Here is a 13613-nt window from a genome sequence, read left to right as displayed (position 1 = left end):
ATGGCATTTTTAGAGAAATCAGATTTAAGAAGCAAGATCAGGGAGTATCAGTTGAACTCCATTACTGATAATGACGACACCATTGTCGAAATGGCTATTGAGGCTGGCATTGAAGAGGCCAGTAGCCTGCTAACCCGTAATGACAAAAAAGAATGGGATGACGGCAGGCCACACTATGATGTAGAGGCCATATTCAATGCATCGGGCACAGATCGTAACGGATTGATGCTGGCAAACACAAAGTCTATTGTCATGTGGCATTTGATTGACTTGTGCAATACCGGACTTGATTATGAGAAAGCGGAGAGCCGTTATGACCGCGCAGTAGAATACCTCGAAAAATTAGCAGCCGGTGACGGTGCTAACAGCCGCACCTTACCACGTATCACCGCAGAGCCCCCAATAGATGACCAGCCCTTTGCAATGGGCAGCCGCCGCAAATTTTGTCACGATAATTAATAAATACCCCTATTAAAATGAGCATCATTCAAACCGCATACAAAGCCGTCTCGGGCTATATTCAATTAGCCGCCGATAAATACTCGGGCGTTCAAAAACAAGGCACCTACCTGCCGCATGACCTTAAATCAGTAGCGCAAACGCGTGTTGATATCAAGGACTGGAAACGGGCCGAGGCGATCTATTATAACCAGTATCCCAAAACCTGGCCGCTGCAACTCATATTTAATAACACCATGAAAGACGCGTTATTGAGTTCGCAGGTCGAAAACAGGCTACAGCGCCTTTTGTCGCTTGATTTCCGGCTTTTAAAACCGGACGGCGAGGTTGATACAGAACAAACAAAAGCCTTAAAGGCTATGCCCTTAACCAGGTACCTGACACGCAAATCGTTCGAGAAAATTCTGTATGAGTATAGTGTAGTTGAATTGAGCATGGCCCAAACGGTTGACGGTCGCCGGTACATGGTTGCAGACGAGATACCGCGCACCAACATTGTCCCCATCACCGGCGAGTTTTACCCAGACTATACCAACGAGGCCAATAAGATTGATTACCGCGATATGCCGGAATTTGGCACCTGGGTACTGGAATTTTGGAATAAGGAAATGCCGCTGCTTAATAAGGTAGTGCCGGATGTATTGTTTATGCGCTTTGCACAAAGTTGCTGGTCGGAGCTATGCGAGATTTTCGGCATCCCGCCGCGTGTGCTCAAAACCAACACGCAGGATAAAAAGATGATGGAAAGGGCGCAAAAGATGATGAAAGACATGGGCGCTGCCAGCTGGTTCATTATTGACGAAGAGGAAAGCTTTGAGTTTGCCGAGGCAACTAACTCCAATGGTGACGTTTATAATGGCTTGATAAGCCTTTGCAGCAACCGTATTTGCATGGCCATCATGGGTGTGATACTGGGGCAGGACACCAAAAACGGTAACCGATCAAAAGAAGAGGTGGCGCAGGATATGGCAAAGCTGCTTACGCTTAGTGATATGGCTACCGTGGCCGAGGACTGGAATACGGTTATTTTGCCAGCTCTGGTAAAGCATGGTTTTGTTAAGGGCGATCTGACATTTGAGTTTGTGCCGACCGAGAACATTGCCCAGCTGCTCGAGTGGATAGTGAAACTTTTGGAGTATTACGAAATTGATCCGGAATGGATAGCCGAGAAAACGGGCATCAAGATCACCAAAGCACGGGAAACGCCCTTGCCGTCAAAATCCAACAACGCTCAAAATCAAAAACTCAAAGCCGACCTGTTAGGAGACGATGATTTTTTTGGACAGGCCCGGCGGCGATCAGCTGCGTAAACGGGCGTACCGGATTAAACTTTACTGAATTACAAAGCCGGTTGGGTAGCCTGTATGAAAGCTGCTGCGAACACAACACCCTTAACCTGAGCATTGATGACGCGCCCGAGGAGTACCAAAAGTACATCGACGGCCTGATCGACAAGATATTCAAGGCGCAGGCAGCTCCGGAGGCGGACCCGAACCTGATCAGGGCATACGGCACCAAGCTCGAGCAGGGTGTATTAAAGGGCTATGGTAAAAAACTGGCAGATGTAGATTGGGACACGCCCGATTATCACACCATCACTGCACTGCAAAGTAACATTTGGCATTTCAGCGCGGCCAAAACGTACACCCAGCTAAAGGACATGAGCGCCGCTCTGGTCGATGGTCAGGGTAACATCCGCAGTAAAAACGACTTTAAGATCGAGGCCGGGAAGATTGCGGGCCAGCATTTAACCTGGTTAGGCACCGAGTATGATACAGCCATAGCCAGCGGTCAAATGGCCGGTAAGTGGGTGAGCATTCAGGCACAAAAGGAAACGTTTCCGCTTTTGGAGTTTGACGCTGTTATTGATGATCACAGCTCAAATATTTGTCCGCCGTTAAATAAGATCATCCTGCCGGTCGATCACCCGTTTTGGAAAAAGTATTACCCGCCTAACCATTTCAATTGCCGCAGTACCGTGCGCCAGTTGCGCAGTGGTGAGGTTACGCCGGATAAAGATATCGTGTATCCGGAAAAGATAGGCGCCATGTTTGAGAACAACGTAGGCATAAGCGGACAGGTATTCCCGCCCGACCATCCTTATTATGTAGATGCGCCGCCACACGTCATCAGCAACGCCACGCTGTACATGCCGATTAAGGATCAGTACATCACGGCATACAAAGCCGGGGACGGCACAGAGCTGGCTATCAATCGCAAAACCGTTGAGGCTGATAAGGATGATTTACCTAACCTGATCAAGGTTGGTAAGGCACTTGCAGATAAAGGTATCAAGGTAGATATTTTGCCGGAGATCCACGCCGCTGAAACCGACCTCCGCAAAGCGCTGCTTCCGGACGTTAAGGCTGGTAAAAATCCGGACATGCTGTTGAATGAAACTGACTACACCGAACTGAAAACACCAGGTGAACCGGTTACTTACAAAAAGCTGTTAAGCAACATTGCCAATGCCAGTAAACAGGCCGACCGCATTATAGTGGAACTGACAGAAGAGTACGACACGGCATTACTGAGACAGGCTGCTATAGACAGGTTTAAGGCTTTCCCGGAGATCAATGATATAGGCTTTGTAACGGTTGATGCGGAGTATATAGAATATCTGAGGGATAAAATGAGTGAGGGCTAAACAATCGCTTGCTTAGCCCTCACTGCGGCGGGGTACTCGGCCCCGCCATTACAAATGTACAATTAATAAATTAATTATCAAACAACTATGAGCGCCGGGCAGATAACGAACATTTTCGCTACCATCAGGGCCAAACTAACCAGAACGCTCGACGAGCTGCCGTTGATAGTGGGCAATGCGGCTGTTAATTATAGTTTGGATGCCTTTGCAAAACAAGCATGGGAGGGCAAACAGTGGGATAAGCGCAAAAGCAAAAAGGATACAGGCCGCAGCCTGCTGGTAAAGTCGGGCCGGGGTAAAAGGAGTATACGTATCATCAGAACCGCGCCTGGCTTGGTAGTGGTTGGCTCTGATATACCGTACATGAAAGTACATAACGAGGGCGGCAAGATCAGCCGGGCTGCACGGTCGGAAACATTTGTACGTAACCGGTTTAGCCGGGGCGACAAAAAAGGCAAGTTTAAACGGGGTACTACCTCCGGGCAGGGCCTTAGTTTTAAAGCCTACAGCTTTAATATGCCGCAAAGAACGTTTTTAAAGGGCACGCCGCTTTTTATTGCAGCTATGAAAAGAGTGATACGTGCCGAATTACAAAAAGCATTAAAATATTAACGATATGAGAACAGCATTTTTAGCCACACAAAGCAGGCTTAACGAATTAACATCAATTCCTTACATCGATCAGGATTACGGTGACCTGGACTTCTCAGATCAGCCACCATTTCCGCAAGGCAGTATATTGATCAAAGTAGCGATATTGAAATCAGTTGATATTGACGAGGACGGCAGCAGGCAAATGTGTACCGCCAATGTTATTGTTCGTTATTGGATTGATAAACAGCGTTTAGATACATCCAACATAGCACCTGATGATATGCGCACGCGGAGCCTTGATTATTATGATATAACGGAAGCCATACACAATAAGCTGCAAGGCTTTTCTACAGAAGAGATTGACAGGTTTAGCCGCGAAAGCCAGGTATTGGAAGATAGAAGAGATAACAAAATGGTGATGCGCTATGTGTACCGTACTTCGTTTATTCAGGTAACAGGAAATTGATTATAACCGTCTAAACTCATACATTTATATAATCAATAAAAATGTTTATGACCACGAATGATATAGTAAAAATTGTAATTGGTGCTTTCTTGGGTGCCTTTTTAAAACCCCTTATAGATGCTTATATGCCCCCTAAGGATGATATAAAAAGATATGTTGGCTTAACTGTTGGCATAATTTTTTCCTATATTTTCCCTATAATAGTTCTGATAAGTTTATTCTTTCTCAACAGGCCAATTGACAAGGTTTTTGTATTTGAGGTCGTAATTTATACCGCTATATTACTCTCCAATATATTTTTAGAGGTGATTCGTTGGGAAAGGAAGCGAATGCATAAGGACCTTATTTTAGGGATATCAAAGACAGTGGAGTCTTTGTCAGATGCCCAGAATAGGCATATCAAATTAACAGGCAGGACCGTGGATATAAGCGGAGAATTTATTGAGCAATCAAGAAAAAAAATCAACGAACTTCAAACAAGGATAGAGAAATTGGAGAGAGGCCAATAAGCCAATTAGCTTGCAATGTCAAAAATGCTTAATTGGTTGGTATTGAGTTCAGACGGCTTTTTACCCTTGTAGTTCATCAGGGTTCGGTAACTGATCAGGATATTATGATCGCGCTTTAGTATAGTCAAAACGCGGGTATCGGGTATATCACGCTCCTTAATGGAGTTGTAAACCTCCAAAACGTGAGCTACCCGCATCTTATGATTATTACTATTGTACGCCATTGATACAAAAGTAAAGAGCCTTTTTTAATTTATTTTCAACAGGCTTATTGGCGCTTTTACCGCAAACACGGCGCAATAGGTATACAGGGGCTTACCCGCTTCGTGCAGCGATGTGCAACCCTCGCACGCATAAATTAAGGGGCTGATATTCTCGGGCAGTAGCTTGCCGCCACATTCAGGGCATTTTTGTAGTAGTGTTTTCATGTTGGCTAATTTAAAATACTATTTATACTTTTGCTAATCCTTTTAGTAAAAATTATGGCAGGCAATTACCGCAGGGAGAGGAAACACGATGATATAGAGGCCCAGCAGCGTGAGCAGGACTTAGCTTACCGGCGTAAGCACGAGGAAGATAAATATATACGCGAAAGTTACCTCCGGATAGCCGAGGAAGCCAGAGCGCAAGGCGTATGGCTTTATGATCCCGCCGACCGAAGCTGGTACAACCCTAACGAGTTTATAGCCACCTTTAAGTGGTACATAGCAGGCCACGAGAAAGTAATGGAGCGTATCCAGTTTAAAGACCCGAAGTTAACACTTGAAAAGGCACACAAGGCCCTGTGGGAGTTTGCCGAGCGCATCATCAACTATGAGCGCGAGGCAAGGGAAACTAAACAGCCCGTAAAAAAGGCATAAAGTCGCACGGTTCTGGTAGCATATCACTAATCAGGTTTGTCATAGCAGCCGTTTCCTCGGGCTTTAACGGGCAATTGGGGTTTTGGTTGCCCAGCATAAATAACAGTGTTTTTAGCGTGGTTAAGTAGTCCTCACGGTCACCATTCAAAGTAATGGTTATCTTTCTCTCGTCTTCAATAAAAGCAATCATTTCAGCCCCCTCAGTTTAATCAATTATATAAGTTCAATATGGTTTAATTAGGTTATAGCAGGTAATCTAAAAACCGGGGCATAAAAGAATGACGCGGCAAATATCTCACGCTCATCAAGGGAGACGAAGCCCTATACGCGCAATGAAATACAGCCACGCCATTACTGGCGTACTGATCAAATTGCGTTGCGCGTATCATTTTTTCGTCTTTTAGATGAGCAACGTTTTTTGTTAGTACAATATCTTTAGTGATGCAAACTTAGTAAGTTTTTTATCTCTTAATTAAAAATCCGTAAAAGCAATTCGAACTTTTACGGATTTTGTTGGGGATGGGTTACAACTCATTGGGGCAATGACTCTATCCAATGTTCAAGCTGTTCTGTAAAAACTGGCTTTACTTTACTCACGGCGTCAATATATAAAATACGTTCACGGCGGATTGGATCAAGGCTGACATAATAGTTATCTGATAAGGAATAAAACTCTCCAAATATGTTCAGCAACATATATCGCATTTTTTATCGGGTCTAACCGTGAATACATGCTCTCTCTGATCGGAACAGCCACAAATTGCTTTCTCATGATAAATTAAAATCTTCTTTTGCTTATAAGATCATAAAAAATACCGGACTCATCAGTAAGTGATTTAAAAGCCAACTCAATGTGTTTGAACATTATTATTCTTTCATCAATGTATGTGCGTACACAGTGCTGTGAAACATTAAACTGTTTGCTCAACTCCATAAGAATTGGTATTCCGCGGCCTTGTAGCTGTCTTATATCTTGAATAAATATTACGTTTTGAACTTTCATTGTTCCGTATAGGTAAATAAAATCATCAATAGGTATACTTGTTCCATTTGAGATATTTTCAAGTATCTCTATAATGCCAGGAACTTGCTCTTCATCAAAGCCGTATTTAATCAGCTTTCCAGCCAATTGAATATTATCTTGTTGATTTTCCATATCCTTAATGATTAGCCCGAACAGGCATTTTTATAAACAGATAGTTAACGCCTTTACTGTCGGTGAGGTCGAGCTGATGATCAGTAACCGAATTGATCTCGAAAGTATCTTTTATTTCGAGCGCCTCCACTTTCAGGTACCGGTGACCATTTGCCCGGTAATCGGTAAAGCGGGCACCATCGTTAAGTCCTTTGGTATTGGTTATAGTCCATTGCAGGTTTGCAGCTTCATTGCGCCATACGCCGTATAATTCGTTTTTAACGGGTTGTATATCGGGCGATTTATTGCAGGCAACGGCCAGCATCGCTACAAGTAACAGGGTCAATATTTTAAGGCTTGGTTTCATTGAATTAAGATTTAAAGGTAATTAATTGTTTTGACTTTTGATTGAGGCCCAATTCAAATCAATTATTTCATCAGGCTGTAAGGTGATTGGTTTGTTTTGTTCGTTTAGATAGGTGAAAGGCAATAGGATGCCGATTGATCGTAAGTAATCAATACATTTAACTGGATCGTAAATAGCATCTTCTTTTTCGCTATCTTCATCAACAAGGAACATGTGTCCATCAGGTTCAATTCCAAGTTCTCCAACCCAACATCTACAACCAATTTCAAGCCAAGTACCACCGTTTGGCCTTATATCACCTTCACCTATCCAAACCTCACTAATGCTATAATCTTCAATTGATGGATGATACATAGCTAAATACGCTAAGTTTACAGCCTCTTCATCAGTTAGCTGGCTAACCGATCTAAGAAGTAAAACTGCATCAGTAAACTTGTGACTATTGAAATGGTTAATTACACATATTCTCGACATCTTTATAAGATCAGAATATTCACATACCTTTTGCCCCAAATACTGAGCAAAGAATAATTCTTTCGCTTGTTCTAATTTCATGGTTTAATTATTTTGAGTTTGATTAGGTATCCAGTCAGTAACATTGCCAACCCGATCGCGTACGGGTGTCAGGCCGAGGCCACGCAGGTGCGCCCAGTATTCCCGTAAACCGGCTTCGTCTAAACCGACCTCATGGGTTTTGCTCCAATGGTTGGGGTGTTTGGATGATGAGCCTTGCGCTATCTCGGCACGCAGCTCGTTATAATAGCGCACCAGGTTACTGATGCTATGCTTGTTTTTAAATATAAAGTTGTCAGAAGTGAAATAAGCCGTCAGCATTGGCTCGTCAATCCTGATCAGTTTGATCTTGCCTGTATCGGCCGGGTGTACAATATATTTTACCTTTTTATAAAACTCATACAACCGGCAAAACAGGTCGATCTTTTTATTTGTGGGCAATGTTTCGGTGATATTCAAACCAAGCGTCAAAAGCTGCTGTATGTCGCTTTCTTTTTGAGTAACCGATGATACTATCGAATTGAATTGACGCTCGTTTAAAGGCTCTTTAACCGCTATTAAAATGCAGGTTAAAAGCCCCTCTTTATATTGTAATTCAATATGCCCGTTTAGGCGGTCGCTGGTTAAGGTGTAGTTGCTCATGATTTAAAATAATCTTTGCCAATTGATAATGAACTCATCCAAAATAACACTTCAAAAAACGCGGGTTGCCATTGCCCGGGATTCTTATTTGCCAAATCTGCAAAACCAAGCGCGAAGGCTACACTGATAGCCGTAAGCAATAGTTTAAACGTTTTCATCTTGCTTATTTCCTCCTTTTCTTCTTAGTATGCGGCTTGCGTCTTGATGTGGCAACCGAGTCGCCGCCATACATCTTTAAATCAAACCCTAATATTCCGGCATAAGCTTCCGGGTCTCTGTCGAATAGCTGCTCCACATCCTTATAGGTCATTCGTTTTCTCATTTGTTTAATCCTTTTAGGTAATCTTTATAAACTTTGGTTTCAAAAATGTAAAGCGAGCGGTTCAGCTCGTCGAGGGTAAGCTGCATGAGTGGCTTACCGTACTTTTGTTTCATGAGCCAATCATCAATAGCTTGGTTTCGCTCCCTGGCATCTTTACCCCATTTCATTTTTGTGGCTATGGCAAACATCTTTTGGCGTTGGCTATTGCCGGGCCGTACCCGGCCGGTCATTTCTTTTAACAGCATTTCCAGATCGCCAAATTCCTTATCGGTTAGCTGCCGGAGACTGCAATGCCTGCCTTTGGTAAACTCGTCTACCACGTCCTTATACTCTCTTCGGATGGTTTTGCAGGCTGCAAATACTTTACTGTAGTCTCGTTTCATAGCTAATCGCAATTTTCGACCTCGTATTTAACCTGGTTAATTAAATCTGCAAAGCGTTCGAGTGCTTTTATATTAACCGGGCTTTCCCAAATCACCATAAATTCATCAGGCGTTATTTTCAGTTCCTTTATACCAATAACTTCGAGTATATCAGCAAGCTCTTTTATGGCTTCCTGACCCGTTTTTATTTGATCGTCTGTCATAGCTTAGTATCTTAAATCTGTCCAATGAATAATTTTGCGCACCATCTTAAAACCGGGCTGTTTGGCAAGTATTGGATACCACCACTTTTTAAAGTCGATCATGGAGGCGAAACCATCTCGCACCGCAAGCAGCTCCTGCGTTGCCTCGTCAAGTTCCCGGTTTCCCACTGTCATCACCAGTACCGACAAGCCGCCGTCCAAGTCTTTCTCTATGGCCATCGTGATCTTTTGGGTAGATACGCAAGGCGTTTCGTTAAACTTCTGGTACTCCTTTGAGAACCGGCCGCCGGTATATTGATGCATCATTACGCCGGGTTTCCAACGGTCGTTTTTATCCTCTCTGAGGGTGTGAATTTTTGTACCCGCCAGTATCGGCGCTACAAATTGTTTGTGAAATCCTATTACCATCGCCTTATCCCTCTATGGTTGAAATCCCTAATACTAAAGCCAGCTCCCTTTCAACCTTAGCTCCTTTGCTCAAATGCCAGTCAGGGAGCAGGCAGATATATCGGGCGCAAACGAGTGCCACAATGGCTATACACATTTCCTTTCCCCAATTCATTTCGCCGGGCGGCGGTATCAGGTCGCAGGGGTTAAGCACAAAAAAGCCTTTGCGCTCCAACTCCTGTTGTTTCAATTTGAATTTGGCGTATACCTGGTTATAATCAAGGCCGGTTACTTGACCTGCGATATACACTATAGGTAGCTTTTGTTTATTCTGCACCAGTCGGGCACAGACGTTTATTAAATTCTTTATCATGTTGTTTAGTTTAAATTGCTTCTTAATTGTCTCCATGCCAGCACATAGGTTATGCTCATGGCTGTAACTATCTCCGGAGGTACGGCGTTACCAATGAATTTCTTTTGATCCGTTTTAGACCCGACCCGTTTGTATGTTTTGGGAAAGCTTTGAATTGCCAGTAGTTCGGGTATCTCAAACATGCGCATGGATATGTCCGAAAATCGCATCACGCTCATGAACTCTTTTAACTTTACCGTCCACTCGCAATCAGTATCGTAAACAGGGATGTTATAATCGCCTCCAACAGCAGTTAACAGATAAAGCGGGGCTTTGTCCTGCCGGGCAATTACTGTCGGGCTGGGCCGATCTATGGTCGTCACATGACCGCCGTGCGATGGGTTAAGGATGTAATGATGATGCCTATCGGCCGTAACCGTAAATGACGGCATTTCGATACCTCGGCCATTGTTGTTAAAACTCGTGCTGATCATTACCGGCTTGGCCGACATAAGATATTGCTTTGGATTTTGTAGCAATGCTCCGGATGGTTGATTTACTGATTTACCTATGCTGCCTGAATAGGCCTCGTCAATAAACTGACTTGTGGTCACTATCGAAAACCTATCATGAGTTGGCACGGCTCCGCTCGGCTCGTCTATGGTACGCACATTACCGGCACCGTAATAGTGCGACACAAAGGATTTGCCACCGCCCGCATAAAACTCCTTTTTATAAGCTTCGTATTGTTTGTGACCACCGGCAATAACCTTAATGCAGCCGTCATAATACCGTTTCATGGTTTTGGTACATAGTGGGTGCCTATCCTGTTTTCTTAAATTGGTGTTTAAATCGCGGTTAAATATGCTTTCACCAATGTTTGAAAGGTCAAGCACGTTTTTTACACCGTTCCACGGTAACAGGTCATCAAACAGCGTAGCCGTTGGATTTTTAGCGTGGGTTGGCTTAGGCCATACAACCGGCAGGCCCGGTTTAGAAAAGCAGCCAAACAGTCTATCTCTTGTTTGCGGGATGCCGTAGTCGGCAACCTGCAACTGCCGCCAATCATCATTATACCCGTATGATTTTACTTTTTCTTTCCAAGCCATCCAACTGGTACCATTTAGCTTTGAAATGGGCTGCCACCAGTAGCACTCCAATTTGGTTTTTTTATCAATACCCATCTTTAACTCGGTATGAGCATAGACGCCCTTTGATAAATCCTCTTTAACGTGTTTTTTGGCTTTAATCCGAACTGGCCCCCATGCCATGAACTCGACTACATTTTCGATCATGATGTAATCGGGGTTTACTGCTTCGATATACCTGAACAGGTGATTAGCCAGGGTACGACTATCAGGGTCGCGGGAAAGGCCGCCTTTTGCCTTAGAAAAGTTAGTACACTCTAAAGACGCCCATAGCTTAACTTTAGCATTTGGATAGATTCTGCGGAAGTGAGCAATTACAGCCCTCAATACATTCAGATTAAGCGTTCTGATATCCTCAATGGCATGAACAGCATTAGGGTGATTCAGGATGTGGTTTTTAATAGCTACCTTATCATGGTTTACTACAAACACAACCTTTACAACCTGTTTGCCGTCAATTATGGTGTTTTCATATCCGTGGGATGTGCCACCAAAGCCACTCATTAAATCAACTACGAATGCCTCGATATCTAAATCAACCTCCTGCGGTAGCCTGCTTAAAATCGAAAGTATATCGCCAGCATCAACCGTTGCAAATCCGCCGCCCTCTGTATGTAAAAAGTATTGCTTCATCCCGCTGTATCTATGCTTATAATTTCCGAATGGTTCTCAATTCTCTGCAACCGGGCCTGATCGCCATACATGCAGATGAGCAGGTATAACCAGGTGAATAAAAGGGCCATAAATACGATGAATAGCCAAAACTGTGTTTGCTTCATTTCTTGATCCCTCCTTTAGTTGAGTCAGAACATGCGTGAATAATGGCTGATATAATGAAAGTCAGCACTATCAGGCAGCCCCCGTGAAATACTACCGAGCAGGCTGATTTTAGCCCTATTGTTGCACACAATACACCGAAAAAGGCTAACCCTATCGCTATGTACTGGCAGGTGATTTTGGTTTGTTTGTTCATTGTTGGTTTGGATTAGGATTTTGCCTCTTCTAATAGTACCGTTCCGTTTTCGGCCATGTAAGTAGCTATTTTGATATGCTGTTCAGTTTGGGCCTCGTCGTCAAAACCCCGGTATTTGACACGGGCGGGGAAAACACTGGTTATCTTGCCGTCTTCAATATTCATTACCAATGCCCAGCCGAATACGTGCAGCAATTGGTTAGCAAGGAAAAACAAGCCGGTGGCTCTGAACTCATCCCACGTTTTCGGGGTTACCATGTTATCTTCATTCATAATTTTGATTTGTTTAATTGTAAGAACCCGGCCGGGGATGCGAACCCCGGCCATGCTCCAAGCCGGGTTACTTAAAGTGAATACATAAACCTGTGCCTGACCTCTTTAATTGGATATCGCAATCAAAGTCGACCACGAGAGAGGCGAGCTCGATTACCTCTCTGGTATTGATTTGATCTCGTGTAAGCTTAACAGCAATTATCTCACAGTTTTCAGTGATGATTTTTGGGGAGGAATCAGAGAATACTAATTCCAAATTCCTAACCAGTTGGTTTGCTTGTTCTTGTGTAAAAATCATTGTGTTGTTGTTTAATTGTGGCAGTATTACCATCGTACCCGCCCCGGTATCGACCCGGGGTGAATGCCAAACGGGTTATTGTTCGTCTTCCAATTCCTGCTCAATGCCTTCAATTCGCATTTCTATATCGCCTTTAAGCTCTTTTAGTAATTCGAGTTGGTCTTGTTTTTCAACCAGTCCTAACATGCCATCTATGTTAGAAATGATGCTGGCATACTCACCGCTCATCCCTCAATACCCCCTTCCAAATAGTGCTTTATGCTGCCGAAAAAACCGATGGTAGCTTTTTCGGCTCGTTTGCCTTTGTTGGTTCTGATCCGGCCGCTTTTGAGTTTATTGCTATAGTCCTCAACCATATCGCCGATAATCTCAATCAGTTCGTCTTTTGTCCGCAGGTCGACTACGACCCCGTTTACATCAATTGTTGCCATTATATTGCTGAGAAATTAAGTTGAATGTCTTGGTACTGATTGTTTTGGCCTTTAACCCACACCCGGAAATACTCTTTACTTTCGGGCCTGCGGATGGCTCTTTTGATCAAGGCCATAGCTTCGGTGTAGCGCGGATCATCAACCCGGCTTTCATATTTGGAAAGGCCCAAAACGCGCTTAGTATCCATCTTGCCACGGCTGGTTTCAAAAGCCCCCATGATCCACTCTTTAATAAAGTCCTTAGCGCCCTGTAAACCATCCTCGAGGATTTCGTCAAGCTTTTGTTTAGCCAGGTCTATGAGGTTATCGTCAAAGGTTATAGGCTGCCCTATGGATACCTCGAGCTTTATACTCCGGTCGAAGTTGTAAACCGTGTTACCGCCTTTTCCTTTGCCTTTAGGCTTCCCGTTATTTTCAATAATAAAGGCTTGGTATAATTCGGTAGCTTCTTTGTTAACCTTTGTCTTAAAATCGGCGAGTTGCTTGTTAATGGCCATAGCCTGTTTAGCTATGTTATATACTGCCCGTTCGCTTTGGCGCTCGTATGGGGTAATGCGCTTAATGTCTACCCTTTTACCCTCTTCGTCCAGCCAAAAAGGTTCTTTTACTGCTTGTGCTTTGATTGTTAGTGTGTTCATATATCGTTTCGTT

25 protein-coding genes are annotated in these 13613 nt (G+C 43.8%); 7 read left to right on the top strand and 18 right to left on the bottom strand.

Annotated features, from left to right (window positions below):
* The 6 genes from AB6735_RS18790 to AB6735_RS18765 all read left to right on the top strand — a co-directional run bounded on the left by AB6735_RS18790 (nucleotide 1) and on the right by AB6735_RS18765 (nucleotide 4675).
* A complete protein-coding gene (locus AB6735_RS18790) occupies nucleotides 1-459 on the top strand; it encodes a hypothetical protein (RefSeq protein ID WP_370997443.1) in 459 nt (152 codons plus the stop codon).
* Between the two features lie 17 nt (nucleotides 460-476).
* Entirely contained in the window at nucleotides 477-1769 is a 1293-nt protein-coding gene (locus tag AB6735_RS18785; protein WP_370997441.1) for a DUF935 family protein, read from the top strand.
* A gap of 41 nt (nucleotides 1770-1810) precedes the next feature.
* Nucleotides 1811-3106, top strand: coding sequence for a hypothetical protein (locus AB6735_RS18780; RefSeq protein WP_370997440.1), 1296 nt, complete (start codon nucleotides 1811-1813; stop codon nucleotides 3104-3106).
* A gap of 87 nt (nucleotides 3107-3193) precedes the next feature.
* Entirely contained in the window at nucleotides 3194-3718 is a 525-nt protein-coding gene (locus AB6735_RS18775) for a phage virion morphogenesis protein (RefSeq protein ID WP_370997439.1), read from the top strand.
* Between the two features lie 4 nt (nucleotides 3719-3722).
* On the top strand, nucleotides 3723-4166 hold the full coding sequence (locus AB6735_RS18770) for a hypothetical protein (protein ID WP_370997438.1): 444 nt from the start codon (nucleotides 3723-3725) through the stop codon (nucleotides 4164-4166).
* A gap of 47 nt (nucleotides 4167-4213) precedes the next feature.
* Nucleotides 4214-4675: a hypothetical protein gene (locus AB6735_RS18765; protein ID WP_370997437.1), complete on the top strand. Its 462-nt coding sequence runs from the start codon at nucleotides 4214-4216 to the stop codon at nucleotides 4673-4675.
* Between the two features lie 5 nt (nucleotides 4676-4680).
* Here the strand turns inward: AB6735_RS18765 and AB6735_RS18760 are convergent, their stop codons facing one another.
* Together AB6735_RS18760 and AB6735_RS18755 are read right to left on the bottom strand one after the other, a co-directional pair.
* Nucleotides 4681-4872, bottom strand: coding sequence for a hypothetical protein (locus AB6735_RS18760; protein WP_370997436.1), 192 nt, complete (start codon nucleotides 4870-4872; stop codon nucleotides 4681-4683).
* A gap of 51 nt (nucleotides 4873-4923) precedes the next feature.
* Nucleotides 4924-5103 carry a hypothetical protein gene (locus AB6735_RS18755; RefSeq protein WP_370997434.1) on the bottom strand — a complete coding sequence of 60 codons (180 nt, stop codon included), beginning with the start codon at nucleotides 5101-5103 and terminating at the stop codon, nucleotides 4924-4926.
* Between the two features lie 54 nt (nucleotides 5104-5157).
* On the opposite strand from AB6735_RS18755, the gene AB6735_RS18750 reads away from it, so the two are divergent.
* Nucleotides 5158-5535: a hypothetical protein gene (locus AB6735_RS18750; protein WP_370997432.1), complete on the top strand. Its 378-nt coding sequence runs from the start codon at nucleotides 5158-5160 to the stop codon at nucleotides 5533-5535.
* Here the strand turns inward: AB6735_RS18750 and AB6735_RS18745 are convergent.
* The 16 genes from AB6735_RS18745 to AB6735_RS18670 form a co-directional block, all read right to left on the bottom strand.
* Nucleotides 5510-5725: a hypothetical protein gene (locus AB6735_RS18745; RefSeq protein ID WP_370997431.1), complete on the bottom strand. Its 216-nt coding sequence runs from the start codon at nucleotides 5723-5725 to the stop codon at nucleotides 5510-5512. The two genes, AB6735_RS18750 and AB6735_RS18745, sit on opposite strands and share 26 nt — an antisense overlap.
* 588 nt (nucleotides 5726-6313) lie before the next feature.
* Nucleotides 6314-6691 (bottom strand): hypothetical protein, encoded by a 378-nt coding sequence (locus AB6735_RS18740; RefSeq protein ID WP_370997429.1) that lies wholly within the window; start codon nucleotides 6689-6691, stop codon nucleotides 6314-6316.
* A 4-nt stretch (nucleotides 6692-6695) separates the two neighbouring features.
* Entirely contained in the window at nucleotides 6696-7037 is a 342-nt protein-coding gene (locus AB6735_RS18735) for a hypothetical protein (protein ID WP_370997427.1), read from the bottom strand.
* Nucleotides 7038-7058: 21 nt separating this feature from the next.
* Entirely contained in the window at nucleotides 7059-7592 is a 534-nt protein-coding gene (locus tag AB6735_RS18730) for a hypothetical protein (protein WP_370997425.1), read from the bottom strand.
* 3 nt (nucleotides 7593-7595) lie between these two features.
* Nucleotides 7596-8192 (bottom strand): hypothetical protein, encoded by a 597-nt coding sequence (locus AB6735_RS18725; RefSeq protein ID WP_370997424.1) that lies wholly within the window; start codon nucleotides 8190-8192, stop codon nucleotides 7596-7598.
* A complete protein-coding gene (locus AB6735_RS18720; RefSeq protein WP_370997422.1) occupies nucleotides 8189-8350 on the bottom strand; it encodes a hypothetical protein in 162 nt (53 codons plus the stop codon). The genes AB6735_RS18725 and AB6735_RS18720 overlap by 4 nt, the downstream gene beginning before the upstream one ends.
* A gap of 5 nt (nucleotides 8351-8355) precedes the next feature.
* A complete protein-coding gene (locus tag AB6735_RS18715; protein ID WP_370997421.1) occupies nucleotides 8356-8514 on the bottom strand; it encodes a hypothetical protein in 159 nt (52 codons plus the stop codon).
* The gene (locus AB6735_RS18710) at nucleotides 8511-8897 is read right to left on the bottom strand and encodes a hypothetical protein (RefSeq protein ID WP_370997420.1); all 387 of its coding nucleotides are present in this window, start codon (nucleotides 8895-8897) and stop codon (nucleotides 8511-8513) included. The genes AB6735_RS18715 and AB6735_RS18710 overlap by 4 nt, the downstream gene beginning before the upstream one ends.
* A gap of 2 nt (nucleotides 8898-8899) precedes the next feature.
* Entirely contained in the window at nucleotides 8900-9100 is a 201-nt protein-coding gene (locus tag AB6735_RS18705; RefSeq protein ID WP_370997418.1) for a hypothetical protein, read from the bottom strand.
* 3 nt (nucleotides 9101-9103) lie between these two features.
* On the bottom strand, nucleotides 9104-9508 hold the full coding sequence (locus AB6735_RS18700) for a hypothetical protein (RefSeq protein WP_370997416.1): 405 nt from the start codon (nucleotides 9506-9508) through the stop codon (nucleotides 9104-9106).
* A 4-nt stretch (nucleotides 9509-9512) separates the two neighbouring features.
* Nucleotides 9513-9860, bottom strand: a complete 348-nt coding sequence (locus AB6735_RS18695; protein WP_370997414.1) for a DUF4406 domain-containing protein — start codon at nucleotides 9858-9860, stop codon at nucleotides 9513-9515.
* Nucleotides 9861-9865: 5 nt separating this feature from the next.
* On the bottom strand, nucleotides 9866-11620 hold the full coding sequence (locus tag AB6735_RS18690) for a DNA cytosine methyltransferase (RefSeq protein WP_370997413.1): 1755 nt from the start codon (nucleotides 11618-11620) through the stop codon (nucleotides 9866-9868).
* Nucleotides 11617-11766, bottom strand: a complete 150-nt coding sequence (locus AB6735_RS18685; protein WP_370997411.1) for a hypothetical protein — start codon at nucleotides 11764-11766, stop codon at nucleotides 11617-11619. Before AB6735_RS18685 ends, AB6735_RS18690 begins: the two co-directional genes overlap by 4 nt.
* A 206-nt stretch (nucleotides 11767-11972) precedes the next feature.
* Nucleotides 11973-12233: a hypothetical protein gene (locus AB6735_RS18680; RefSeq protein ID WP_370997409.1), complete on the bottom strand. Its 261-nt coding sequence runs from the start codon at nucleotides 12231-12233 to the stop codon at nucleotides 11973-11975.
* Nucleotides 12234-12755: 522 nt separating this feature from the next.
* Nucleotides 12756-12962, bottom strand: coding sequence for a hypothetical protein (locus tag AB6735_RS18675; RefSeq protein ID WP_370997406.1), 207 nt, complete (start codon nucleotides 12960-12962; stop codon nucleotides 12756-12758).
* Nucleotides 12962-13600, bottom strand: coding sequence for a DUF3164 family protein (locus AB6735_RS18670; RefSeq protein ID WP_370997405.1), 639 nt, complete (start codon nucleotides 13598-13600; stop codon nucleotides 12962-12964). The genes AB6735_RS18675 and AB6735_RS18670 overlap by 1 nt, the downstream gene beginning before the upstream one ends.
* Between the last annotated feature and the right edge of the window lie 13 nt (nucleotides 13601-13613).

The sequence above is a fragment of the Mucilaginibacter sp. RCC_168 genome, assembly GCF_041355315.1.
Classification (GTDB): domain Bacteria; phylum Bacteroidota; class Bacteroidia; order Sphingobacteriales; family Sphingobacteriaceae; genus Mucilaginibacter.
Note: the sequence above shows the minus strand (reverse complement) of the source record. Positions and strands in the feature narration are given on the sequence as shown.